Raw genomic sequence first — 25786 nt, forward strand, 5'->3', positions numbered from 1 at the left:
ATGGCCAAAGCACTCAAGACCATCCGCAACAAGGCAGGTGATGCGCCGATAGAGGCCGCGCTGATCCTTGGGTCGGGCCTCTCGGACGTCGGAACCCTTCTGGACGGCAAGATCACGATCCCCTTTTCCGAACTCAAGGGGTTTCCTCAAGGCGGGGTTTCGGGGCATGGCAAGGAGTTGCTGATCGGAGAGATGGGCGGCAGGCGCATCGCCATTCTCACCGGCCGCCAGCACTATTACGAGCATGGCGACCCCGCCGCCATGCGCCCCGCGCTCGAAACGTTGAAGCAACTGGGGGTAAGAACTCTTCTGCTCACCAATTCGGCCGGATCGCTCGACCGGGACGTGCCGCCCGGCAATCTGATGCTGATCGCCGACCACATCAATCATGCCGGGGTCAACCCGCTGATCGGCGAGGATACCGACGCACGCTTCGTCAATATGGTCGACGCCTACGATCCGACCTTACGCGCAGCCACCCACGCCATTGCGGCCCGCCTCGAAATCGCCCTCAAGGAGGGCGTCTATATGTGGTATTCTGGCCCGAGCTTCGAGACGCCCGCCGAAATCCGCATGGCGCAGGTGCTTGGCGCCAGTGCCGTGGGCATGTCGACGGTGCCCGAGGTGATCCTTGGGCGGTTTTTTGGAATGCGCGTCTGGGCGTGCTCCTCGATCACCAATATGGGCGCGGGGATGGCCGAGGAAACCATCTCCCACACCCAGACCAAGGAAGTGGCAAAATGGGGGGCGGAAAAACTGATGCGCCTTCTTCCGGCGCTGGTGGAGGAACTATGAGTCTCAAGATCGTTGATACAAGGCCACAGGCGCCCGCCCACAGGCGCAATCCCGGCTTCCCGCTCGATCTCGACTGGATCGGGCGCGTGAGGATGAACCGTTCGGCGCTCGAACGGCGCGCCGCGACCATCGGAACGCGCCGGACGGTCAAGAAGGACTATCAGCTTGCCTGGCTCTTGAAGGCCATCACGCTGATGGATTTGACGACGCTCAATTCCGACGACACATCGGGCCGGGTCGAGCGGTTGTGCGCCAAGGCACGCAATCCCCTGCGCGCCGATCTCGTCGAGGCCATGGGCGTCGAGCGGCTCGGCATCAAACCGGCGGCGGTCTGCGTCTATCACAATTTCGTCGCCACCGCGGTGAAGGCCCTCGAAGGCACCGGCATCCCCGTCGCTGCCGTCTCGACCGCTTTCCCGCATGGGCTGACGCCGCTAAAGATCCGCCTTGCCGAAATCGAGGCCTCGGTCGAGGACGGCGCCCAGGAAATCGACATCGTCATCGAGCGCCGCCTGGTGCTCAACGGGGAATGGGAAGAGCTTTACGATCAGGTCAGAGCCATGCGCGAGGCGTGCGGGGAAGCCCACATCAAGACCATTCTCGGTACCGGGGAGTTGGCAACCCTCACCAATGTGGCGCGCGCCTCGCTGGTGTGCATGCTGGCGGGGGCCGATTTCATCAAGACCTCGACCGGCAAGGAAAAGACCAACGCAACCCTCCCCACTTCCCTCGCCATGGTCCGTATGATCCGCTGGTTCTTCGAGGAAACCGGCATCGAGATCGGCTACAAGCCCGCCGGTGGCATTTCAAAGGCCAAGGACGCGCTCTCCTATATGGCGCTGATGAAAGAGGAGCTGGGCCGTAAATGGCTCGAACCCCACCTCTTCCGGTTCGGAGCATCGTCCTTGTTGACCGACATAGAGCGGCAGATCGAGCACGGCGTCACAGGCCATTACGCCGCCGATTATCGTTTCGCGATGGCTTGAGGAAAATCCAATGAGCAAGGTGGCGGAAATCTTCGAGACCCTTGAATACGGCCCGGCACCCGAAGCCGCCGGCCCTGCGCTGGAATGGTTGGAGAAATACGGGAAGAAATTCGGCCATTTCATCGATGGTGAATTTTCAAAGCCCGCAAAAACCTTTGCTTCGACCAACCCGGCGTCGGGCGAAAAACTGGCCGACATTTCGGAAGGCTCCAAGGCCGATGTGGACAAGGCCATCAAGGCCGCGCGCGCCGCTTTTGCCGGCTGGTCCGCGCTTTCCGGTTTCGAGCGCGCCAAATATCTCTACGCCATCGCGCGCCAGATCCAGAAGGAATCGCGACTTTTCGCGGTGCTCGAAACGCTCGACAACGGCAAGCCGATCCGCGAGACGCGTGACATCGATATTCCGCTGGTGGCACGCCATTTCTATCATCACGCGGGCTGGGCCCAGCACATCGAAAAAAGCTTCCCCGATCACGCCCCCTATGGCGTTTGCGGTCAGATCATCCCGTGGAATTTCCCGCTCTTGATGCTCTCCTGGAAGATCGCGCCCGCGCTCGCGGCGGGCAATACGGTGGTGCTCAAACCCGCCGAATTCACCTCGCTGACCGCGCTGCTCTTTGCTGAAATCTGCGGGCGCATCGGGCTGCCCAAGGGGGTGGTCAACATCGTCACCGGCGCGGGCGAGACCGGCGAAGCCATCGTCACCCACCCCGGCATCGACAAGATCGCCTTCACCGGCTCGACCGAGGTCGGCAAAATCATCCGCCGCGCCACCGCCGGATCAGGCAAGGGTCTTTCGCTCGAGCTGGGCGGCAAGTCCCCCTTTATCGTCTTTGACGACGCCGATCTCGACAGCGCCGTCGAGGGGCTGGTCGACGCCATCTGGTTCAATCAGGGGCAGGTATGCTGCGCGGGGTCGCGGCTTCTGGTGCAGGAAAGCATCGAGGAAAAATTCATCGCCAAGATCAAGGCGCGCATGGCAACGCTCCGCGTCGGCGATCCGCTGGATAAATCCATCGACATCGGCGCGCTGGTCGCCCCCGTGCAGGTCGAGCGTGTGCTCGATCTCTTGAAGGCAGGAAGAAAAGAAGGGGGCGAGTTTTATTCCCCCGACATGCCCGTGCCTGAACAGGGCTACTTTGTGCGCCCGACGCTGGTCACCGGCATTTCTCCCGCGCACACGCTGGCGTCAGAAGAAATCTTCGGTCCAGTACTCGTCGCCATGAGCTTCCGCACCCCCGAGGAAGCCGTGGCGCTGGCCAACAACACGAGGTATGGGCTCGCCGCTTCGGTGTGGACCGAGAACGTCAATCTGGCGCTCGACATCGCCCCGCAATTGAAGGCAGGCGTTGTCTGGATCAACTCGACCAACCAGTTCGACGCCGCGGTCGGCTTTGGGGGTTATCGCGAATCCGGCTTTGGCCGCGAGGGCGGGCGCGAAGGGATGAGGGCCTATCTCAAGCCAGACTGGGAGAAGGCGCTCAAAGCGGTTCCTCCCAAGGCGGCCTCCGCAAAAGCGGGAACCACCCGCAATGATAAGATGAGCATCGACCGCACCGCAAAGCTCTATATCGGCGGCAAGCAGGCGCGCCCGGATTCCGGCTATGCCCGGCCGGTCATCGGCACGGATGGCCAAATGCTCGGCGAAGTGGGCGAGGGCAACCGCAAGGACATCCGCAACGCCGTGGAAGCGGCGCGTGGCGCGCTCGACTGGGGCAAGGCGACGGCGCATCTGCGCTCGCAAATCCTCTATTATCTCGGCGAAAACCTCGACTATCGGAAAGCGGAATTTGCCGATCGCATCCGGGCGATGACCGGCGCTTCGGCAAACGCTGCGAAACGCGAAGTGGACCTCTCCGTCGAACGGCTGTTCGCCTTTGGCGGCTGGGCCGACAAGTTCGACGGCGCCGTCCACAATCCGCCCGCGCGCATGATGGCGGTCGCCATGGTCGAGCCCATCGGCGTCCTCGCCATCGCCGCACCCGATGAAAGCCCGCTGCTCGGCGCGGTCTCGCTGCTGGCTCCGGCGATGGCCATGGGCAACACGGTGGTTCTCGTCCCCTCCGAGCCGCACCCGCTGGCCATGACCGACTTCTATCAGGTGCTCGAAACCTCGGACGTGCCCGCCGGCGTCGTCAATATCGTCACCGGCCCCAAACGCGATCTGGCAAGGACCCTCGCCGAGCACGACGGCATCGAGGGCATCTGGTTCGCCGGATCGCTCGAGGACAGCACGATGGTCGAGGCGGCGAGCGCCGGCAACGTCAAGCAGAGCTGGACAACGCGCGGACTCGGTTTCGACTGGACAGCTCGGGAAATGGAAGGCCCCCACCTCCTCGACCGTGCAACCCAGATCAAGAACGTCTGGGTGCCTTATGGGGCTTGAGCCAAAGGGCGTTCGTTGCTTCTGGTGGGGAGCAAACGGCTGGCCTATATTGGCCTTAAAGGAGACGGGCCATGACTTTTGACCGCATTACAAGAACGCCGGGACTGATGGGCGGCAAGGCATGCATTCGCGGAATGCGCGTGACGGTCGGTATGATCGTCGGCCAGATCGGTGACGGGGTTTCGATTGAGGAAATTCTGGAGGCCTATCCCTATCTCGAGCGCGAGGACGTTCTCCAGGCTCTGCGCTATGCGGCATGGCGCACGGAAGACCGCGAAATCGACCTCGAGATCGCATGAAATTCGTCATCGATATGAACTTGTCTCCGAACTGGACGGCGGCGCTAAGGTCAGCAGGCTTTGAAGCCTTCCACTGGTCCAGCATCGGACCAGCCGATGCCAGCGACGTCGTGATCGCCGAATTTGCCCGCAGCAACGGGATGGCGGTCATCACCAACGACCTTGATTTCGGCAAGCTGCTTTCCACAGATCGCGCGCAGTTGCCCAGCGTCATTCAGATCAGGTTGGGTGATCTGAGGCCGGCAACCCTTTTGAGCACAGTCTGCCAAACCATAGAGGCGACCAGAGCGGATCTCGAGAAGGGCGCATTGGTGACGATCGGCGGCTCCAAGGTCCGCATTTCCACACTCCCCCTCGTAGACGGTGCCCCATGACCCTCCTCCCCCAGGAAATCATCGCCAGAAAACGCGACGGCGCGGTTTTGTCCCGCGACGAGATCGCCGGGTTCATCACCGGGCTCACCAGCGGCGCGGTCACCGACGCGCAAGCGGCGGCTTTTGCCATGGCGGTCTATTTCCGCAACATGGAGATCGACGAGCGCGTGGCGCTGACACTGGCCATGCGCGACAGCGGCACGGTGCTCGACTGGTCCCGCCTCGATGGCCCCGTCATCGACAAGCATTCGACCGGCGGGGTGGGTGACAATGTTTCGCTGATGCTCGGGCCCATCCTTGCAGCGTGCGGGGCCCATGTACCGATGATCTCGGGGCGCGGGCTCGGGCACACCGGGGGCACGCTCGACAAGTTCGACGCCATCGAGGGCTACACCACCAATCCCGATATTGAAACGCTGCGGCGCGTCGTCAAAGACGTCGGCTGTGCCATTATAGGGCAGACCGACGACCTCGCCCCCGCCGACCGGCGGCTTTACGCCATCCGCGACGTGACGGCGACGGTCGAGAACGTCTCGCTCATCACCGCCTCGATCCTGTCCAAAAAGCTCTCGGCGGGGCTCGATGCGCTGATCCTCGACGTCAAGGCCGGCTCGGGCGCCTTCATGAAAACGCTCGATGAGGCGACCGGGCTTGCCGAAAGCCTTGTGACCGTCGCCAATGGCGCGGGGATGAAAACCGGCGCGCTTCTGACCGACATGAACGAGCCCTTGGCCTCGGCGGCGGGCAACTGGCTCGAAGTCAAGAACGCCATCGATTTTCTGACCGGCGCACACCGGGACGAACGGCTGCTCGAAGTAACGCTTGGTCTTTGCGCGCACGGGCTCGTTCTCGGGGGGCTGGCGCTCGATCAGGACGATGGGTATCTGCGCGCCAAGGTGGCGCTTGAAAGCGGTGCGGCCCTGACAAAATTTACCGCCATGGTCCGGGCGCTGGGCGGGCCGCCGGACATCGAAAACCCCCGGCATGGTGAGCGGCACCACTGCCCCGTCATCCGCGACGTCTTTGCCGAGGGCGAGGGCCACGTCGCCGCCATCGATACGCGGGCGGTGGGCATGGCGGTCGTCGTGCTGGGCGGCGGGCGAACCGACCCCACCGCCAGCATCGATCATGGCGTCGGTCTCGACCGGCTGGCAAGGCTTGGCGCGACAGCCGACAGCAACACCCCCATTGCCCGCATTCATGCGCGCGATGAAGCGGCAGCCGACGAGGCCGAACGGCGTCTCAGGCGCGTATACAGGATCGGGGAAGCGCCCAAGGCCAACCCGGTCGTCTATCGCTATCTCGCACCGAAAGAGGAAAGCTGATGCCGCGCGCCATCCTTTGCGTTCTCGACAGTTTCGGAATCGGCGGCGCACCCGATGCCGCCGATTTCGGCGATGAGGGCGCCGATACGCTGGGCCATATCGCGCAGGCTTGCGCCCAAGGCAAAGCCGATGTGCCCGGTGTGCGTGCGGGGCCCTTGAGCCTGCCCAACCTCGATGCACTGGGCCTTGGCGCGGCAGCCGAACTGTCGACCGGCAAAGTGCCACCCGGCCTTTCCAACCATCCCAAGGGCGGATGCTGGGGCGTGGGGCGCGAGGTTTCGATCGGCAAGGATACGCCCTCGGGTCACTGGGAAATCGCCGGCGTGCCGGTGCCGTTCGAGTGGAGCTATTTCCCCAATACCGAACCCGCCTTTCCCGAAGCCCTGATCGAAAACGTCATCCGTGCGGGAAACCTTCCGGGCATCCTGGGCAATCGCCACGCCTCAGGAACCGCGATCATCGAGGAGTTGGGCGAGGAATCGATCCGCACCGGCAAGCCCATCTGCTATACTTCAGTCGATTCCGTGTTTCAAATCGCCGCGCACGAAACCCACTTCGGGCTCGAACGGCTCTACGATCTGTGCGAAACGGTTTTCCAGTTCACCGCGCCCATGAAGATCGGCCGCGTCATCGCCCGGCCTTTCGTGGGCGAGGATGCGAAAAGCTTTAAGCGCACCGGCAACCGTCGCGATTTTGCGATCGAGCCGCCGGAGCCAACGCTGCTTGACCGCGCCAACGAGGCCGGACGGCAGGTCTACGCCATCGGCAAGGTCTCCGATATCTATGCGGCGCGCGGGGTGACCCACAAAATCAAGGCCTCGGGCAATATGGTGCTGTTCGACAGAACGCTCGAAGCGCTCGACATGGCGCAGGACGGCGCGCTGGTCTTTACCAATTTCGTCGATTTCGACACCGAATACGGCCATCGGCGCGATCCCGGCGGCTATGCGGCGGCACTCGAGGCGTTCGACCGGCGGCTGCCCGAACTGATCGCGAAGCTGCGCGACGACGATCTTCTCATTCTGACGGCGGATCACGGAAACGACCCGACTTGGCGGGGCACCGACCACACCCGCGAGCAGGTGCCGATCCTGCTGTTTTCCCGTTCATTGCGCGCCGGGAGCATTGGCTTGCGCCCGGTTCTGTCCGATATTGGCGAGACCATCGCCCACTGGCTCGGGTTAGCCCCCGGCCCGCACGGCACCAGTGCGTTATAAGGACAAAAAGAGCGGCTCATGCAGAACCTGACTGTGATCGACCATCCCCTTGTCCAGCATAAGCTGACGATCATGCGCTGCAAGGAAACCTCGACCGCAGGCTTTCGGCGCCTCTTGCGCGAGATCGCACATCTCTTGTGCTATGAGGTGACCCGTGATCTCGAGGTTGAACTGGTCGATATCGAAACGCCGGTCAAGGCGATGCGTGCGCCAACCCTTAAAGGCAAGAAGCTGGTCTTTGCTTCCATCCTGCGCGCCGGCGAAGGGCTGCTCGAGGGCATGCTCGACCTCGTGCCCTCGGCACGCGTCGCCCATATCGGGCTTTACCGTGACCCGGAAACCCTCGAAGCGATAGAATATTATTTCAAAGCCCCGTCGGATGTCGCCGACCGCCTGGTGATCGTCGTCGACCCCATGCTCGCGACCGCCAATTCGGCCATCGCGGCGGTGACAAAGCTCAAGGAGCGCGGCGCCAACAATCTGCGCTTTTTGTGCCTTCTGGCCGCCCCCGAGGGGGTCGAGCGTTTTACAAAAGCCCACCCCGACGTGCCGGTCTTTACCGCCAGCGTTGACGAAAAGCTCAACGAACACGGCTATATCGTTCCCGGCCTCGGCGATGCGGGGGACCGGATGTACGGCACGAAATAGGCCCGGCGCTATCCCCTCGGCTTGGCACGATTGGTGGCTTTTGCCGCCAGCGGGTCATCGGGCCAGTGATGCCTGGGATAGCGGCCCTTGAGGTCCCTTGCCACATCCTTCCAGCTTCCGCGCCAGAAGCCCGGCAGGTCGCGGGTGGTCTGGATGGGGCGATGGGCCGGGGACAGCAGCGAGAGCAGGAGCGGCACCTTTCCCTCCGCGATTGAAGGATGCACGTCGAGCCCGAACAGCTCCTGCACCCGGATGGCCAGCACCGGGCCGTTCCCGGCCCCATAATCGATGGGGATGCGGCTGCCCGAGGGCGCATCGAAATGGGAGGGGAGCAGCCTGTCCATCTCCCCGCGCCTATCCCACGGCAAAAGATCGTAAAGCGCCGCCGAAAGGTGCTCGGCGGTGATCTCATCGAGGCGAGTAAGGCCATGGATATGAGGCGCGAGCCAGTCCGCATCATCTCCGGCCAGCGCCCTATCGGAGAGATCCGGCCAGTCATCGCCCAGATGCTGGCGGAGAAAGCCCGCGCGCCCGCGCAGGGATTTCTGCTCGCGGGCCCAGGGCAAGGCGGCGATACCGGTTTCGGCGATGCCCGCCGCGAGCAGCGTCGCGGCAGCGTCCATGTCGGTGATCCTTGCGGGTGCATCCCCGAGCCGCAGCGCGCCCAGCAGACGTTGGGTTCTCGCGCGTACCGCCCGTGCCTCGCGGTCGAAACCCAGAACGGTCTTGTCGATGATCCTTGAGGCGAAAATCTCCTCGATGGTCTGCCGGTCGATCGCCGCCGCCGCGCGGATCGTCGCGCTCGCCGCCTTGCCGGTCATGTCGGCAACGACAATGAGGGCCTCCTGGGCCAGCGCATCGGTTTCCTCGACACGCCCCTGACGGCCATTGGCGAGCCGGAAATGGCCGCGCGCCCCGGCGGCCTGCGCCACGCGGTCGGGAAAGGCGCGCGCAAGGTGACGGCCGATATCGAACGTACCCGCCTTTGCCGCCCCGGCCAGCCTTGCCCAGCCCTGGGCCATGCGCCGCGCCTCGGCGGCCCGTTTCGTATCCTCTCCCATGACGCGGCGGACGCGGGCGGCAAGGTCGGTATCGCTGCCGCCCAGCCCCTGCTCGCCCAGAACCACGCCGAGCAGCGCGGCATCGAACGCCGCGCCCTCTTGGCCCGCCAGCACGATCATGTGACCGAGGCGGGGGTGGAGTGGGAGTTTGGCGAGCAGCCTGCCGTGGGGTGTGATGCGGCCTTCACCGTCCAGCGCATCAAGGCTCTTGAGCAAGGCGACCGCCTCGGACCAGGCGGGCGCGGGCGGCTGGTCGGGGAACGTCAGGGTCCTTGGATCGGTAACGCCCCAACCGGCAAGGTCGAGCACAAGACCCGAGAGATCGGCCTCGGTAATCTCAGGGGGATCGAAGGGCACGAGGCTGGCCGTCTGGCCTTCGTGCCAGAGCCTGTAGCAGATCCCCGGTTCGGTGCGTCCGGCGCGGCCCCGGCGCTGGTCGGCGGCGGCGCGCGAGACGCGACGGGTCTCGAGCCGGGTGAGGCCGGTGTCCGGCTCATAGACCGGCAGGCGCGAAAACCCGGAATCGATGACGATCCGCACCCTCTCGATGGTCAGCGAGGTCTGGGCGATACTGGTTGCCAGAACGATCTTGCGGCGTCCCGCCGGGGCGGGCTGGATGGCACGGTCCTGCTCGGCGCCGCTCAACTGGCCGTAAAGCGGGGCGATGTCGGTATCCGGCCCAACACGTCCCGCCAGTGCTTCGGCCACGCGCCGGATTTCGGCCTGTCCGGGCAGGAACACCAGTGCCGAGCCCGGCTCCTCGCGCGTTGCGGAAAGAACGGCGGCAACAACAGTATTCTCGATTCTTGCGCCCGGCGCGGGCGTGATGTGCCGGGTTTCGACCGGGAAGGCCCGACCGGTACTTTCGATCACCGGCGCATCGCCCAGAAGCGAGGCGATCCGTGCGCCATCAAGGGTCGCCGACATGACGAGGATGCGCAGATCCTCGCGCAGCGCCGAGGCATCCATCGTCAGCGCCAGACCCAGATCGCCATCGAGGCTGCGTTCGTGGAACTCATCGAACAGCACCGCCGCGACGCCCGAAAGCTCGGGGTCGGCAAGGATCATGCGGGTAAAGACCCCTTCGGTCACAACCTCGATGCGTGTTTTCTCCGACACTTTCGTATCGAGCCTGACGCGATAGCCGACCGTTTCGCCCACCTTCTCGCCGAGCGTTGCCGCCATGCGGCGGGCGGAGGCACGGGCAGCAAGGCGCCGGGGTTCGAGCATTACGATTCTGCCATCGCCGCGCCATGGCGCATTGAGCAGCGCCAAAGGCACGCGGGTGGTCTTGCCGGCGCCGGGCGGGGCGACCAGCACGGCGCACGTATCGGCATCCAGCGCCGCTTGCAGCGCGGGGATCACGTCATCGATGGGGAGCGGATCATCTGGCAAACGCATTGCCCATCTCTTGCCGGTTTGCATACTGGAGGCAAGCGGGAGCTATTCGGCGGCGTCCCGGCCCGGCATGTCGGCGGGGGCATTGGGATCGCCCGCCAGCGTCTCGCAGCCCAGATCGGGGAAGGCTGCGATGCGGCGGCCGGAAAAATCCTCGCGCAGCACGATGAGGTCGCGTTCCTCGAAATAGGTCAGAAGCCGCCGCGCGCGCCCCGCCGAATGGCTGCCATAGGCGCGGGCCAGCGCCGCATCGGAGGGACACGGCAGACCATCGACCGCGGCGCGGGCCAGCAAAAGGAAAACGCCCTGCACGTCTTCGGTCAGCCCGTTGGCCAGGGCGAGCGCCTTGCGCCAGATCTCGCTTTCCGCCGTTTGTGCATCGACACCGGCACGGGCCACCGAGAAGCGACGCTTGAAACCGTTAAGATCGGGCGGAGCCCCCGGCACGCGCCTGATGCGGCAGCGCACGAGGAAATCCTGATAAAGCACCGCGACCGAGCGATAGCTCGCCTCAGGATCTTCGAGGATTTCCTCGAGCACGGCGGCAATCATTTCCTCGCGCTCGGCCTCGTCGATCTCAGGGAAAAGCGTTTCCGCCTGCGGTTGTGGAGCGGGCGTGCTCAACTGGGCGAGAATATCGAGGGTCGGGCGTGGCGCGGGCGGGGTGGCGCGCCGGGGCGGAACACGCAGATCCTCGTCGGCGCCGGGCGTAAAGATCAGATCGGCCGCATCCTCCCCGCGCGCCGCTTCAGGCAGCGGCATCAATCTGGGGCTCGTCGAACGGGCGCTGGTTTCGACCGCACCGATCACCACGGGAAGCGGGCGGCGCGACAGCGCGGGACCGAGCGCGACGAACTGGCCGCGCTCGAGATCGCGGAACATTTCCGTTCCGCGCCGGTCCATGCCCAAAAGATCGCCTGCCCGCGCCATGTCGATATCGAGAAAAGTGCGGCCCATCAGGAAATTGGACGCCTCGGCGGCGACGTTCTTGGCGAGCTTGGCAAGGCGCTGGGTGGCGATCACCCCGGCGAGCCCGCGCTTGCGGCCCCGGCACATGAGGTTGGTCATGGCGCCCAGCGAGAGTTTTCGCGCTTCATCGGAAACCTCGCCGGCGGCAGCGGGGGCAAAGAGCTGGGCTTCATCGACCACCACCAGCATGGGATACCAGAAATCGCGCTCGGCGTCGAACAGCCCGCCCATGAAGGCGGCAGCGGCGCGCATCTGAGCTTCGGCATCGAGCCCTTCGAGCGAAAGGACCACCGAAACGCGGTGCTGGCGGATACGGCCGGCGATCCGGGTCAACTCATTTTCCGAGCGGTCCGCCTCGACGACCACATGCCCGAACTTTTCGGCCAGCGTCACGAAATCGCCCTCGGGGTCGATGACGCATTGCTGCACCCATTTCGCGCTCTGCTCAAGCAGGCGGCGCAGAAGGTGCGACTTGCCAGAACCCGAATTGCCCTGCACCAGAAGGCGGGTGGCCAGCAACTCCTCGAGATCGAGCGGGACCGTCTGGCCGGTCCGTGCTGTGCCCATATCGATCTCGACGGTCATATCCCGATAAAGCTCCGACATTTCTCAAGGGGTGATTCCTGGTCGCGGATGCGGCCCGCGACAAGGTTATCCCAGCACGCGCCGCCGAACCATAGCTCGGAGATGGTTTTCCAGAGGGCTAACCTTGCCGCAGACGTTGCCGAATCCTTGCGATCCGCGATAGATTCGACCACTCGCCATATGAAGCTGGAAGGCCCGCTGATGCTCGATAGACTGCTCGCGCTCGTTCGCCGCCCGTTTCGCCGCGAAATCGAGCCCGCCGGGCCGCAATATGGCGCCCTGCCCTATACAGTATCCGACGGCCAACTCGTCGTGTTGCTCATCACCTCACGCGGGCGGGGAAAGTGGATATTCCCAAAGGGTGGGCTGATGGCGGACAAGACCCCCTGGGAGAGTGCGGCGCACGAGGCCTATGAGGAAGCGGGCGTCGAAGGGGAGATCGACCACACCCCGATCGGCTCCTATTTCCTCCCCGTCACCGATGAGCGGCCCGCCCCGGTCGAGGTCAAGATGTTCCCGCTCAGGGTCTCGAGCCAGCGTGAGGGCTGGAAGGAAATGGGCCAGCGCTATCGGCACTGGGCGGTGTTGGCCGAAGCCAGGCGCCTGATCACCCATGAAGGGCTCGCCGATCTGGCCGTAGCGCTCGCCGAACGCGAACTGGGTGGCGCTCAGAGCCCGAAAAGAAGCTTCATCAGAAGATAGATCCCCGCCGCGATCCCTGCCGCGGCAGGGACGGTCACCACCCAGGCCGCACCGATCGAAAAGGCGTGCTCGCGGCGCACGAGATAGCGGCGCTGACGCTTCTGAAAATTGGCGATGGCTTCCTCGGGCGTTGCATTGAGGTGGTCGGTCTTGAGAAAGACTCCCTCGGGGCTCACCGCCTTGTTGGGAATACCCTTGTTGGACAGGCTCTCGCGGAAAAATCCGACCCCGAAAACCGCGCCCACCGCAATATGGGTCGATGAGACGGGAAGCCCGAGCGCTGAAGCGATCAGAACCGTTATGGCCGCGGAAAGGGCGACGCAAAATCCCCGGATTTCGTTAAGCTTGGTGATCTTTTCGCCCACCGTGCGAATAACGCGCGGGCCGAAGAGCGCAAGCCCAAGGGAAATGCCCAGCGCGCCGATGGCAAGGACCCAGAACGGCAGGGCAACGCTGCCATTGCCGGCCCCGCCGCCGCCGGCGGCGGCCACGATGGCGGCGAGCGGCCCCACTGCATTGGCAACGTCATTTGCGCCATGAGCAAAAGACAGCAGGGCTGTCGAAAAGATCAACGGCAGGCGAAAAAGCGCGGCGATGTTCTTGTTGGTGCTCTGGCTGTCGCTGGTGCGTTTTTTGACCCAGGGCAAGGCAACGAGCCAGCCGATACCGGCAAAGGCAAGCCCGAGGAACAGGACGACATGGAATTCGGGGCTCCATACGCGCCTCAGCCCCTTCATTGCGATATACATCGCAAAAATGCCGGTCATCAGCGCAACGAGTATCGGCACCCAGATGCGCGCTGCCTCGGTCTTTTCGCGCTTGTTGAGAATGGTCGCATAAACGATGGCCAAAAGGGCTGCGGCAAGCCCGGCGCCCATGAGCGGGGAGATCACCCAGCTTGCCGCGATCCTCAAGATTGTCGGCCAGATGATTGCCGACATGCCGGCCGCCGCGACGCCCGCGCCCACAACGCCGCCCACAACGGCATGGGTGGTCGATACCGGCGCGCCCAGCACGGTTGCAAGATTGACCCATAGGGCGGAGGACAGGAGCGCCGCCATCATCACCATGATGAAGGCGTCAGTCGAAAGTGTGATATCGGGCGCTATGGTATCGCGCGAAATGGTCGTCACCACATCCCCGCCCGCAAGAAGGGCCCCGGCGGCCTCGAAGATCACCGCGATAACCAGCGCGCCGGTCATGGTCAGCGCCTTGGCGCCCACCGCCGGGCCCATATTGTTGGCAACGTCGTTGGCGCCGATGTTGAGCGCCATATAGGCGGCAATTACCGTTGCGATGACGACGAGATAGGAGAGCGGACCGCCGCCCACCACAAACACCGCCCAGACCAGCACGGCGAAAAGGAAGACAAGCGCCATCCCCGGTGCGGCTACGGCGCGGGCGGTTTCATGGGTGGCTGTTCCCAGTTGGCTGACCCGCTTGAGATCCTTGTCGATCGTCGTTTTTGCCATGTGCCCCAACTGGACGAGCTTAACTTCAAAGCCAGCCCATAGCCAAGCAGTCCGCGCAAAGCCAGAGCAAATGTGATAAAATTGCTGTATTTTTCCGGTTATCCGGCGTTTCGCCAGCCGGCCGCCCGGACGAAAGCGGTTATGTCATCGGCTGCCATGGGGCGGGCGAAGGCATAACCCTGTACGGCCGCGCAACCCATATCGGCGAGGATTTTCGCATGCTCACGACTCTCGACTCCTTCGGCAATCGCCGAGATGCCGAGCGTGGCGCCAATATCGATCATCGATTGCACCAGCGTGCGCTGTTCATGCGAGACGGTGATGGGCATGACAAGCTGGCGATCGATCTTGAGCCGCTTGGGCCTCAACTGCATGAGGCTCAGGATCGAGGCATAACCGGTGCCGAAATCGTCGATCTCGATATCGATGCCCAGTTCCTTGATCTGATCGATGTTCCAGCTCACGATGCCATCGCTTTCATCGAGATAGATCGATTCCACCAACTCGAACGCTATCGATCCGGGCGCGATATCGAGCGCCTTCAGATTCTTGATCAGCCCCTCATCATTTAGCCGCCGCGCCGAAACATTGACCGAGATGCGCGGGATAAGAACCCCGTCCCGGTCCCAGATGCCGCGCTGGGCGAGCGATTGCTCAAGAATCAGCCGGTCAAGGGTCGCAACGACGTTTATATCCTCGGCGATGGGCATGAAGGCGTCTGGCGCCAGAAGGCCGTGCAGGGGATGGTTCCAGCGCGCCAGCGCCTCGACCCCGATGATATCGAGGGTAACGGCATCGAACTGGGGCTGGTAGAATGCGACGAACTCGCCATTGTCGAGACCGGCAAGGATGTCGTCGGCCACCCGCTTTGCGGTCACGATCTCGGCCTGCAACTCATCGGAAAAGAATTCCGAGCGGTTGCGACCGTTCTTTTTGGCACGGTAAAGCGCGATGTCGGCGTTGACCAGCACCTGCTTGGGCATGACGCTCGTTCCGTTCGAGCTTGCAATGCCGATGGACACGCCGAACCGGCATTCGTGCCCCTGATAAGTCACCGGGCGACGCATGGCCGCGATGATCCGGTCGGCCAGCGCGCGCAGTTCATCGTCGGTCTTTTCCCCAAGGCAGAACACTACGAACTCATCGCCGCCGATGCGCGCCACGAAATCACTCTGGCGCACCGCCGATTTGAGGACACCTGCGGCATGGATCAGCATAGCATCGCCCGCCGCGTGGCCCAGCGTATCGTTGATCTGCTTGAACCGGTCTAGATCGACATGCAGGATCGAGGCGGAAATGGGTACCCTTGCAACCCGCCTTGCGTGCATTTCAAGCACATCGTCGAGATACCGCCGGTTGGGCAGGCCGGTGAGAGGGTCGTGCAAGGCGTTGTGCTCTATGCGTGCCTTGGCGGTTTCGAGCTCGAAATTCTTTGCCTCGGCCTGGGTCTTGGCGCGCATCAACGCTTCGGAAAGCAGGGCGTCGGAGGTGGCGTCGATATTGACCCCCAGGATGCGAGGCGCCGCCCCCTGATCCTGATAGAGCGCGCCGATCGCCCGGATATGGCGAAGCTGACCGTCCGGCGTCATGATGCGGAAACTGGAGACATAGCGCTCGCCGGTCCGCAGGGCCTCGTGAAACTCGCGTTCGGCCCGTTCGACATCCTCGGGGACGATCCTGTCGCGCCAGGTGTCGTAATCGCACGCGGGCCCGTTGCCTGGCACGCCGTAAAGCTCGTTCATCCTGTCGTCCCAGGACATTTCGCCCGTTGCAACGTTCATCTCCCAGACCCCGACCTGCGAGGTCTCGAGGGCAAGTTCGAGCCGTCGCGAAAGCCTGGCCAGGTCCACCTCACGCCGCCTTTGCTCGATAAGGCGCCGGCGGCGTTCCGTGTTAAGGTACGAGGCAAGGATGATGGGCACGAGAACGAGCGCGGCAGCGGCCGCCATGATGAGGCGCAGGGCCCATGTGTTGGGCGGCTCGGTTCCCCAGCCACCGCCGGGCGTGGCGGCGATCAGCCAGCGTCCGGTCGGCAATGTCACATCGGCAATAACCGGATCGTGTTCGAGGACGGCGGCATCGCCAAAAAACACGCGACCATCGCCGAGCGCGCCGTCGACACCGGCAACCGCAATTCTCAGATCGGGGGCAAGGTCGAGAAGCCCGCTTTCGGCATAGAGCCGGTCGGCGTCGATAACTGCCGAAACGATACCCCAGAACCGGTCCGGCCCATCCCCCTCATCGACAAAGACCGGGAAGCGCGCAATGAACCCGCGCCCATCCTGTACGAGGTGGACCGGGCCCGCCAATATCATCTCCCCGGTATCGCGGGCGCGCAGCGCGGTTTCGGACTGCTCGGGGTGGGCGGTGTAATCGAGCCCGATGGCGGCTTCGTTGCCAGCCACCGGATACATCAGCTCAAGAACGAAACCGGGCGCTGCCGCAAGGTTGTTGAGCTGATTTTTCTGGGCGAAAAGATAGCCGGCCAGCGCCGAGAAGCGCTCCTGGCTCATATCGGGTTCGGTCGCGATCGTCGAAACAAGGCCGTGGACGAGCTGGATATTGGAATTGACCATCCCCTCGAGCTGGGCGCGCACCAGTCCCACCTTGGCCAGCACCTCATTGCGTTGGGTCTGGATATGGATCGAGCGGTTCTGCATTTCGGCGAATGCCATCGCGGCAACCATCACGATAAGGGCGATGGCCGTGGGGATGTTGCTCGAATGGAAAGCCTTACGCGCAAACCGTCTCAGCGCGCCCGGAATGCCGCCTGCCACTCTATCCGATGCCCCCCTTGCACAGATTACCGGTGCGTTTGGCCGGCAAGTCTAGGGCTAGAGGGTTTAACAGGCCCTTTAAAGGATTTTCCGCCGCTCACAGATTCGTTACCGGCGGGCCTGCTCAAGAACTCGGGCGATACTATGGCTTTGCCAGCACAATCGCGGTAACATCGAGGTCTTCGCGAGAGCGCGAAGGGCAAGAGCAACCTTCGGCGGCGATATGGGGTCTCCCATGTTTCCGCCGTTTTTTTATCTGCCCCGGCCACTTCCCAAGCCTCCAAAGCAAAAGGACCACCCGGGTTTCGAGTGGTCCTTCCATGAAATCGTCACGCTAAAGAGTGACTGAACCAGACAACGGTTCGGTGGAGGGGGATCAAAGCGCCAAGGGCTGCCTCGCCGTTGTCACCCCACACCCAAGGCCACTCCCGCATGCGCGGATCTCACTAGACATTGGATCACCTCCTTTCATCTGGTTGAAACCGGGTTCGATGCTGCCCGTGTTCGATTCCGATGGCAAGGCCATAAGGGCCGATAAGAAAGGCGATTGGGCGGTTCACAAGCCCGATCGTTTGAACGATAATCCGCGCCTGATTTGCTCTGCTGATTTGGCGGGGTCAGCTTTCCTTCTTTTCGAGATGGGCCAGCGCGGTCTCGACGCTGCGCCGATACCTTACCAGCGGCGGACGGACGCCGTGGGTCATGAGCATGCGCCTTATGCCCGGCCGCGCGCCCGCGATGATGAAGCTGATCCCCGATTGCTTCGCCTTGCGGGCCGCCCCTTCGAGCGCATGGGCGGCGGTGGAATCGATCACCGGCAGGTCCGAACAGTCGAGAATGAAATTCTTGCGCTGGTCAGCGATGCGGTCGAGGATCGCGCCCACGCTGGCTGCCGCCCCGAAAAAGAAGGCGCCGGAAATCTTATAGACCACGGTATCGTCATCGGTCGCCTGGTGGGGGTCGTAAGGTGTCTCGCCATCGACCGGATAGGCAGCAAGCGCTGTCTCGCTTTCTTCGATCGCAACGGCTCCGGCCATGCGGTGGATAAAGAGCAGCGCGCCGAGCGAAAAACCGACGACGATCCCCTCGGTCAGATCGCGGAAGACAACGAGCAGAAAGGTTACCGCCAGAACCGCGGCATCGCCGCGCGACCCGCGAAACAGCGCCGAAATGGCGTGGCGTTCGACCATGTTCCAGGCGATGACGATGAGCCCGCCCGCCAGCGCTGCGAGCGGGATGTAGCTGGCCAGCGGGGCGGCGACCAGCATGAAGCCCAGAAGAAACAGCGAATGGAGCATGCCGGCGACCGGGGTCCGTCCGCCCGAGCGCACATTGGTGGCGGTCCGTGCGATGGTGCCGGTGACGCATATGCCCCCGAACAGGGCCGAGCCGATATTGGCGATCCCCTGCCCCAACAGCTCGGAATTGGATTTGTGCCGCCGCCCGGTCATCCCGTCGGCGACCACCGCCGAGAGCAGGGATTCGATGGAACCAAGCAGGGCAAAGGCAATCGCGTCCGGCAGGACGGCGATGATCCGCTCGGTGCTCAAGTCGGGCAGCGCCGGCATCGGCAGGGTGGAGGGAATGCCGCCGAACTGGCTACCGATAGTGGCAAGGGGAAGGTCGAACAGTCCCGTCGCCAGCGCAGCCCCGGCCACGGCAACGAGCAGGGCCGGCAGTCTTGGCGCGAAACGGGCGAGCGCCACCATCAGTGCAATGGTGGCAAAACCGACCGCGACGGCCACCCCGTTCATCGTCGGGCGCGCGGCCCAGAGCACCTGGAGCTTTTCGACCAGTTCGCCCGGTTCGGGTCCGGCCAGCGCCAGCCCGAACAGGTCGCGCAACTGGCTGGCAAAGATGATGACGGCGATGCCCGCTGTGAATCCCACGGTCACCGGATAGGGGATGAACTTGATATAGGAGCCCAGCCGCAACAGCCCGATGCCGATCATGATGACGCCCGAAATCAGGGTGGCGAGCAGCATGCCCTCGACGCCGTGGCGGGCGACGGTTGCCGCAACGAGGATGATGAAGGCGCCAGCCGGCCCGCCGATCTGGAAGCGGCTTCCCCCGAAAAACGAGACGAGGAACCCCCCGACGATCGCGGCGTACAGTCCCCGGTCGGGGGTGGTCCCCGAGGCGATCGCAATGGCCATCGACAGTGGCAGGGCGACGATGGCCACGGTCAGCCCTGCTATGGCATCGGCCCGCAGTTCGACGAGACCATAGCCTTCGCGAAGCGTGACCAGGCTCTTGGGGGAGAATTCTTCAATGAACCCGGGCTTGTCCGCCACGAGCTGGCGGGCGGGAACGGACGACATGGGAAAGGTGCCTCATCTGACAGGAGCGGCGAGGCGGCAAGATTAAGCTCTCACCGCCCGATAAGGCAACAAGCCGTCGCGAGGCCATCGCTGACGTGTCAGGCAAGCACCCAGCGGCGCCGGTATTCGCTGGCGAGCCAGACGAGGATCACGGCGATGGCAAGCCCGCCTGCAAGCGAAATCCAGTCGAGCCCGAGCACCATGCGCCCGATCAGTTCGGGCGCGTTCCATGGCTCGCCCAATATCCAGACCACCTCGAAATCGAGGCCATCGAAGCGGAAGTTCATACGTTCGCCCAGATAGCTCAAAAGCGCGCCGCCATCACGCGACCAGCGCCGCGTCACGAGATTTTCGGCCAGCCCCAGCGCCACGGGGATGAGAAAGGCCAGCGGAATGGCCCAGCGCCGGAAAAGGACGCTGAGAAGGCCCACCCAGGCAAAAAAGGGCGCATACCACAAGAGCCCCAGGGCAAAGAACACGATGGCGGTCGTCATGATGTTGGCCCAGGCACCGAGCGTGTCGAGAAAACCGGGAGGCGCATAGCCGGGGATCGCGGCGCCCACCGACAGGGCCGGCAGGTAGGCGATGATCCCGCTGATCGCCACGGCAAGCAGGATCGCGGCCGGAAAGACCGTGAACGCGGCGGCCATCTTGGAGCCGAAGATCTTGAAATCGGTCTGCGGCATCGATTTCCAGAACAGCATGGAATTGTTGCGGCTGTCGGACGAGAACGCATCGGCGAAATAAAAGAACAGCATGACCAGAAGATAGGCCCACCATCCCGCGACGATGATCGAGAACGCCGCTTCATAAAAGCGCAGGGAACCGGGAAGCTCATCGGCAATCCCGGTATGAACGCTCGCCGACCATGTCGAATAGAGCGATGCGAACAGCATCAGGCCGAGCAGAATGGCCGGACCGAAGACGAAGGCTCCGCGATGCTCGATATATTCACGTTTGACAAGTGCGATCATCGCCCGCATCAGGCCGCTCCAGCGTTAAAGGTTTCGCGCTGCATCAGCGCCACGAAAAGGTCTGAAAGGGTGGGCGTCGAGAGCTGGCCCAGAGCGGCCAGCGTCCCGCGCGGCACGCCGTCGAAGATCATCACGGTCTGGCCGAACCGGGTTTCGGTAAAGACCGGGCCCAGCGCCCGCGCTTTTTCCAGACTGGCGGGGTCCGAAACGATGAGCTGGAGATATTTCTCGTTCACGGTCTCCATCTGCATGTGCACGATCAACTCGCCATCGCGGATGAACATGATGTCCGAGAGCATGAACTCGATCTCATCGACCTGATGGGTGGTGATGAGCAGGGTGCGTTCCTCGGTCATGTAATCTTCGAGCAGGCGCCGGTAAAAGCGCTTGCGATAGGTGATGTCGAGACCCAGCGTCGGTTCATCGAGCACCAGCAGCCTCGCGTCGATCGCCATGACGACGGCAAGATGGAGTTGGGCGATCATGCCCTTGGAGAGATTCTTGATCTTCGCCCCTGGCCGGATGTCGGTTCCGGCGAGAAAATCCTGCGCCTTGGCTTGGGAAAAATTGGGGTGGATATTGGAGAGCAGGGAAAAAAAGCTCACGCACCCGCAAGAAGCGCGGCAGGCTGGCCACGTCGGAAATGAAGGCGACGTTCTCCATCAGCCTTGCGCGGTTGGCGAACGGATCGAGCCCCAGGACTTCGATGCGCCCCTCGCATTGGGTGAGGCCCAACAGCGCGTTCAGCGTCGTGGTCTTGCCCGCCCCGTTATGGCCGACGAGCCCATAGATGCGGCCCGCGGGGATGTCGAAATCGAGCCCGTGCAGGACTTCGGTCTTGCCGAACCGCTTGCGCAGGCCGCGCGCGGAAACGATAGGGGTCTCATCGTTCATTTGCTGTCTTCCCGGTTCAAGAGATCGTCTGCCGAAAGCCCGAGCGCTGCGATGCGCGCAAGGATGGCGGGCCAGTCTTCGGCGAGAAATTTTTCGCGCTCATGGGCGAGAAGCGCGGGCCGCGCGCCTTGCGTCACGAACATCCCCAGCCCCCGGCGCTTTTCGACAATGCCCAGATCGACGAGAGTTTCGTAGGATTTGGTAACCGTCAGGGGATTGACCGACAACTCGGTCGCCACCTGCCGGACAGAGGGCAAGGCGTCGCCTTCCCCGATGGTCCCGTTGAGGATCATGTCGATCATCCTTTGCCGGATCTGAACAAATATCGGCTGGTCGTCGCGCCACTGTGTCATGTGCAATTCCAGTTAGTGTGCTATATATGTAGCACACTAATACGCTATGGTCAACTTCCATTATGGACTTGCCAGCGCCGCCCCGGACCGGCACGAGTGCCATTTCCCATTTCAACCGCCTCATGCGATAATGGCTGAATGAACAAGATGATCCTTCCACAGCCCAAGCTCGATCACGTCACCGACTGGGTGTTCGACCTCGACAACACGCTCTATCCGCGCGAATGCAACCTGTTCGCGCAGATCGATATCCGTATCACCCACTACGTGATGGAACTGGCCCGGCTCGATTTCACGGCGGCGCGCGAGTTGCAAAAGACCTATTACCGGGATCACGGCACAACCCTCAAAGGGCTGATGCATACTCACGACATCGATCCCGACGACTATCTTTCCCAGGTCCACGCCATCGATTACTCCCCCGTTGCGCCCCATCCCAATCTGGTCGCGGCGATCAGAGCACTGCCGGGGCGCAAGTTCATCTTTACCAACGCGGATGCGGCCCATGCCCGGTCGGTGCTGGCCCGGCTGGGAGGCGAGGATCTGTTCGAGGCGATCTTCGACATCCGCTCGGCGCGCTTCCAGCCCAAGCCGCTGCACGTCGCCTATGAGGCGTTCCTTGAGAACCACGATGTCGACCCCTCCCGCGCCATCATGTTCGACGATCTGGAAAAGAACCTCGTCGTGCCCCACGAGCGCGGGATGACGACCGTGCAGGTGGTTGCGGGCGACGGTTTCATCCACGAGCAGGTCGACGAATGGGAGTTGGGGCGCGGCCATGAGCTTGCCCATGTCCATCACATTACTGACGATCTTTTGGGTTTTCTTCATCGCCTTGGGTGAACCCTCGCCCAACGATCAGACCGCGCATCCCGCAAGAAACAACGCGGCAGCGCCCAACAGCAGGGATTAAAGATGTTCGACAAGGTTCTGCCCATAACGGCATTGGGTGCGATAGCGGTTCTGGGCGCACAACCGGCATGGGCCCTCGATGCCGATCAGTTCGGCGCAAGGCTCAAGGGCGCCGTGGAACTGCTCGGCGTCGCCATCGACTACGACTCGGCCAGCGTTACCGGCGACACGGTAACGCTTTCCGATTTCACGATATTCATACCCGGCGAGGAAAAAGCCCGGGTGCCGGGCGATGTGGTCTTTTCGGGCGTTACGGAAACCGCCGAAGGCGGGTTCACCATCGAGACCGCGACGACCGCGGACCTCGAGATCGACGATCCCGAGGAAGGCCTGTCGCTTTCCCTGCGGAACGTCGCCATGGAAGGGATCACCCTTCCCGGGTCGATCGAGGAGGGCAATCTCGTGCCCGCCGTCATGAATCTATATCGCAGCATATCGGCCGGTCCGCTGACCGTCTCGCAGGATGGGTCGGAAATCTTTGGCATCAGGCGTTTTTCAACGACGATCGAGGGCCCCGCGGACAATAGCGATGTCGTTTCCCGCCTCGCCGTCGAGGGGATCAGCGCCGATCTTTCGGCGGTTCCCGATGCCGAAGCCCAGGAGATTGTCGCGGCCCTGGGGATCGAGCGCTTCAGCGCAGTCCTTACCGGAGATTCCGTCTGGAACCCGGAGACGAGCCGGGCCGGCATCAGCGATTTCACCTTCGCGGTCAAGGGGCTGGGATCGATCACGATGGACGGCGCACTCACCGGCTTTGACCGGGCGTTCGTTGAAGACCTCATGGCGCTCAACCTCCAGATGGCCCGGCTGGCGCAGGAGGACGAGGAGGTTCTGGAAAGCGAGATCGCCCGGATCGAGCAGACCATGCTCGATCGCTCGGCAAATACGGGAATCGAGGGCTTTTCAATCCGCTATAACGATGAATCGCTGTTCATGAAGGCGCTCGACATCGCCGCCGCCGAACAAGGGATCGACGGCCAGACGTTGGCGACCGGGCTCAAATTCATGGTCTCGATGGGGCTGACCGAATTGCCCGACGCCGCGTTCAAGGCCATGGCAACCACCCAGATCAACGCCTTCATCGATGATCCGCGCAACCTGACGATCTCCGCCGAACCCGATACGCCCGTCGACGTCACGGCCCTCGAAAATGCCGAGGAAGACCCGCTGGCCCTGATCGAGCTTTTCAACATCACCATCAAGGCGAACCAGTAGACGGGATTAACATCCGGCGTTTTTCCCCGCACCGCTGCCCCCTCCCTCCCAGCCCCTCTCCCACGAGGGGAGAGGGGAGCTCGTGTGACGGCCCCACGGTTGCCCCTTCTCCCCTCATGGGAGAAGGGGGGCTTTTGCGCAGCAAAAGGTCGGATGAGGAGGCCACGATGCCACCGCCGGCCATCAATCTCGATTGAGCCTGACCAAACTGGAACTTCCGAAGCCCCGCGCGGCCAGATTTTCCGCCTCAATCGATAGAAATAACCGGCAAATTATAGGCCTTGCGCACGCACTCCCAGGCTTCCTCGGCTGTGTCGACGATCCGGAACAATTCGACATCGTCGGGCGAGATAGTGCCTTCCTCGGCCAGCGCCTCGAGATTGATGACCCGGCCCCAGAAGGCCTTGCCGAACAGCAGGACCGGGATGCGATCCATGCGCCCCGTCTGGATCAGGGTCAGGGCCTCGAAGAACTCATCGAGCGTCCCGAACCCGCCGGGGAAGATCGCCACCGCCTTGGCGCGCACGAGGAAATGGATCTTGCGCGTCGCGAAATAGTGGAAATTGAACGAATATTGTGGGGTGATGAACAGGTTGGGGGCCTGTTCGTGGGGCAGGACGATATTAAAGGCGATCGAGGGTGCCCCGACATCGGCCGCGCCGCGATTGCCCGCTTCCATCACCCCCGGACCGCCCCCGGTCACCACTACGTAATCCTTGTAGCCGGTGGCCTCGGAGGTCTTTGAGGCCAGTTGGGCGAAGCGTCGCGCCTCGGTATAGTATTTCGAGCTTTTCTCGAGGTTCTTGCGCGCGATCTCTGTCTTGGCGGCCCAGGCCTCCTTGCCCGGCTCGGGGATACGGGCGCCGCCGAACAGCACGACCGTCGAATCGATCCCGGCCTGGCGCAGCCGGTTCTCAACCTTGAGATATTCGAGGTGGAACCGCATGCCACGCAGATCTTCGGAGGTGAGGAATTCCTCATCGGCAAACGCGAGGCGATAGGCCGAGGATCTGGTCTGGGGGGTTTCCGGCGTATGGCGGACGACCTCAATGTCCTCAACCGAGGACCTGAGGGAAGAATGGCGCTTACGGCCCATCTCCGGGCTCCTTGTTGTTTTTCCGATTGTTCCTGTTTTCGCAGCCCGGGGTTAAGGATCGGTGCCGGGCTATGCAAGCACAATCGAATTTGCCCCGCTCAAGGGTTTCTTGACCCCACTCCTTGCGATAAGGTCCGCGCCCGACACAGACCCATCAACAGCTTCAAGGCTCCGTCCGCCCATGCCCCACGCCGATCTCGCCGCAACGATCGATGCTGCTTTCGAGGGCCGGGACGCCATAACCCACGGGACGGATGGTGCAATCCGTAAGGCGGTGGACGAGGCGCTGAACCTGCTCGATTCCGGTACAGCGCGGGTGGCGGAAAGAGATGCGAGCGGGAGCTGGCAGGTCAATCAGTGGCTCAAGAAGGCCGTGCTGCTCTCGTTCCGCCTCAACGACATGCAGACCATCCCCGGCGGCCCCGGCGGCGCGCACTGGTGGGACAAGGTGCCGTCCAAATTTTCCGGCTGGGACGAAAACCGCTTCCGCGAGGCCGGGTTTCGGGCCGTCCCCGGCGCCATCGTCCGCCACTCGGCCTTCATCGGCCGAAACGCGGTCCTGATGCCCTCCTTTGTCAACCTGGGCGCCTATGTCGATGAGGGCGCCATGGTCGATACATGGGCGGCGGTGGGTTCGTGCGCCCAGATCGGCAAGCATGTTCATCTCTCGGGCGGCGCCGGCATCGGAGGGGTGCTCGAACCCTTGCAGGCCGGACCGGTCATCATTGAGGACAACTGTTTTATCGGCGCACGCTCGGAAATCGTCGAGGGGGTCGTGGTGGGCGAGGGCTCGGTCATCTCGATGGGCGTCTTCATCGGGCAATCGACCAAAATCATCGACCGCACCACCGGCAAAATCCATTTCGGCAAGGTGCCGCCCTATTCCGTCGTCGTCTCGGGTTCGACGCCGGGCAAGCCGCTGCCCGATGGCACCCCGGGGCCCGGCCTTTACTGCGCGGTCATCGTCAAGCGGGTCGATGCCCGCACCCGCTCCAAAACCTCCATCAACGATCTGTTGCGCGATTGA

Annotated in this window: 22 protein-coding genes; 12 read left to right on the forward strand and 10 right to left on the reverse strand. The window is 63.1% G+C overall.

Annotated elements, in window-relative coordinates:
- The 8 genes from DQG18_RS05755 (at position 1) to upp (ending at position 8030) form a co-directional block, all read left to right on the forward strand.
- Positions 1-795, forward strand: a complete 795-nt coding sequence (locus tag DQG18_RS05755; RefSeq protein ID WP_116653265.1) for a purine-nucleoside phosphorylase — start codon at positions 1-3, stop codon at positions 793-795.
- Positions 792-1781 (forward strand): deoxyribose-phosphate aldolase, encoded by a 990-nt coding sequence (gene deoC / locus DQG18_RS05760; RefSeq protein ID WP_116653266.1) that lies wholly within the window; start codon positions 792-794, stop codon positions 1779-1781. The genes DQG18_RS05755 and deoC overlap by 4 nt, the downstream gene beginning before the upstream one ends.
- A gap of 10 nt (positions 1782-1791) precedes the next feature.
- Positions 1792-4167, forward strand: a complete 2376-nt coding sequence (locus DQG18_RS05765; protein WP_116653267.1) for an aldehyde dehydrogenase family protein — start codon at positions 1792-1794, stop codon at positions 4165-4167.
- A gap of 71 nt (positions 4168-4238) precedes the next feature.
- Entirely contained in the window at positions 4239-4466 is a 228-nt protein-coding gene (locus DQG18_RS05770; RefSeq protein ID WP_116653268.1) for a DUF433 domain-containing protein, read from the forward strand.
- Positions 4463-4840 (forward strand): DUF5615 family PIN-like protein, encoded by a 378-nt coding sequence (locus tag DQG18_RS05775; RefSeq protein ID WP_116653269.1) that lies wholly within the window; start codon positions 4463-4465, stop codon positions 4838-4840. Before DQG18_RS05770 ends, DQG18_RS05775 begins: the two co-directional genes overlap by 4 nt.
- Positions 4837-6165, forward strand: a complete 1329-nt coding sequence (gene deoA / locus DQG18_RS05780) for a thymidine phosphorylase (RefSeq protein ID WP_116653270.1) — start codon at positions 4837-4839, stop codon at positions 6163-6165. Before DQG18_RS05775 ends, deoA begins: the two co-directional genes overlap by 4 nt.
- A complete protein-coding gene (locus DQG18_RS05785; RefSeq protein ID WP_116653271.1) occupies positions 6165-7382 on the forward strand; it encodes a phosphopentomutase in 1218 nt (405 codons plus the stop codon). The genes deoA and DQG18_RS05785 overlap by 1 nt, the downstream gene beginning before the upstream one ends.
- Positions 7383-7400: 18 nt before the next feature.
- On the forward strand, positions 7401-8030 hold the full coding sequence (gene upp, locus DQG18_RS05790; protein ID WP_116653272.1) for a uracil phosphoribosyltransferase: 630 nt from the start codon (positions 7401-7403) through the stop codon (positions 8028-8030).
- 8 nt (positions 8031-8038) lie between these two features.
- Here the strand turns inward: upp and hrpB are convergent, their stop codons facing one another.
- Positions 8039-10492 carry an ATP-dependent helicase HrpB gene (gene hrpB / locus DQG18_RS05795; protein ID WP_116653273.1) on the reverse strand — a complete coding sequence of 818 codons (2454 nt, stop codon included), beginning with the start codon at positions 10490-10492 and terminating at the stop codon, positions 8039-8041.
- A 42-nt stretch (positions 10493-10534) separates the two neighbouring features.
- On the reverse strand, positions 10535-12043 hold the full coding sequence (locus DQG18_RS05800; RefSeq protein WP_116653393.1) for a helicase HerA domain-containing protein: 1509 nt from the start codon (positions 12041-12043) through the stop codon (positions 10535-10537).
- Positions 12044-12244: 201 nt separating this feature from the next.
- Here DQG18_RS05800 and DQG18_RS05805 point away from each other — a divergent pair, with 201 nt between their 5' ends.
- Positions 12245-12745, forward strand: a complete 501-nt coding sequence (locus DQG18_RS05805; RefSeq protein ID WP_157970021.1) for an NUDIX hydrolase — start codon at positions 12245-12247, stop codon at positions 12743-12745.
- Here DQG18_RS05805 and DQG18_RS05810 read toward each other — a convergent pair.
- The 7 genes from DQG18_RS05810 to DQG18_RS05835 form a co-directional block, all read right to left on the reverse strand.
- Positions 12712-14217, reverse strand: a complete 1506-nt coding sequence (locus DQG18_RS05810; RefSeq protein WP_116653275.1) for an inorganic phosphate transporter — start codon at positions 14215-14217, stop codon at positions 12712-12714. The genes DQG18_RS05805 and DQG18_RS05810 overlap by 34 nt on opposite strands.
- Positions 14218-14315: 98 nt before the next feature.
- The gene (locus tag DQG18_RS05815) at positions 14316-16994 is read right to left on the reverse strand and encodes a bifunctional diguanylate cyclase/phosphodiesterase (RefSeq protein ID WP_342771496.1); all 2679 of its coding nucleotides are present in this window, start codon (positions 16992-16994) and stop codon (positions 14316-14318) included.
- A 617-nt stretch (positions 16995-17611) separates the two neighbouring features.
- Positions 17612-19315: a SulP family inorganic anion transporter gene (locus DQG18_RS05820; protein WP_116653276.1), complete on the reverse strand. Its 1704-nt coding sequence runs from the start codon at positions 19313-19315 to the stop codon at positions 17612-17614.
- 98 nt (positions 19316-19413) lie between these two features.
- Positions 19414-20298: a hypothetical protein gene (locus DQG18_RS05825; protein ID WP_116653277.1), complete on the reverse strand. Its 885-nt coding sequence runs from the start codon at positions 20296-20298 to the stop codon at positions 19414-19416.
- Entirely contained in the window at positions 20298-20774 is a 477-nt protein-coding gene (locus DQG18_RS16295) for an AAA family ATPase (protein WP_198669667.1), read from the reverse strand. Before DQG18_RS16295 ends, DQG18_RS05825 begins: the two co-directional genes overlap by 1 nt.
- Entirely contained in the window at positions 20710-21183 is a 474-nt protein-coding gene (locus DQG18_RS16300; RefSeq protein WP_198669668.1) for an ATP-binding cassette domain-containing protein, read from the reverse strand. The genes DQG18_RS16295 and DQG18_RS16300 overlap by 65 nt, the downstream gene beginning before the upstream one ends.
- The gene (locus tag DQG18_RS05835) at positions 21180-21536 is read right to left on the reverse strand and encodes a GntR family transcriptional regulator (RefSeq protein WP_116653278.1); all 357 of its coding nucleotides are present in this window, start codon (positions 21534-21536) and stop codon (positions 21180-21182) included. The genes DQG18_RS16300 and DQG18_RS05835 overlap by 4 nt, the downstream gene beginning before the upstream one ends.
- 138 nt (positions 21537-21674) lie before the next feature.
- On the opposite strand from DQG18_RS05835, the gene DQG18_RS05840 reads away from it, so the two are divergent.
- Both DQG18_RS05840 and DQG18_RS05845 read left to right on the forward strand, forming a co-directional pair.
- A complete protein-coding gene (locus DQG18_RS05840; RefSeq protein WP_116653279.1) occupies positions 21675-22379 on the forward strand; it encodes a pyrimidine 5'-nucleotidase in 705 nt (234 codons plus the stop codon).
- Positions 22380-22451: 72 nt separating this feature from the next.
- The gene (locus DQG18_RS05845; protein WP_116653280.1) at positions 22452-23663 is read left to right on the forward strand and encodes a hypothetical protein; all 1212 of its coding nucleotides are present in this window, start codon (positions 22452-22454) and stop codon (positions 23661-23663) included.
- A 247-nt stretch (positions 23664-23910) separates the two neighbouring features.
- Here the strand turns inward: DQG18_RS05845 and DQG18_RS05850 are convergent, their stop codons facing one another.
- The gene (locus tag DQG18_RS05850; protein WP_116653281.1) at positions 23911-24759 is read right to left on the reverse strand and encodes an LOG family protein; all 849 of its coding nucleotides are present in this window, start codon (positions 24757-24759) and stop codon (positions 23911-23913) included.
- Positions 24760-24940: 181 nt separating this feature from the next.
- On the opposite strand from DQG18_RS05850, the gene dapD reads away from it, so the two are divergent.
- Positions 24941-25786, forward strand: a complete 846-nt coding sequence (dapD, locus tag DQG18_RS05855) for a 2,3,4,5-tetrahydropyridine-2,6-dicarboxylate N-succinyltransferase (protein ID WP_116653282.1) — start codon at positions 24941-24943, stop codon at positions 25784-25786.

Source organism: Pelagibacterium sediminicola, from assembly GCF_003390885.1.
Lineage (GTDB): Bacteria > Pseudomonadota > Alphaproteobacteria > Rhizobiales > Devosiaceae > Pelagibacterium > Pelagibacterium sediminicola.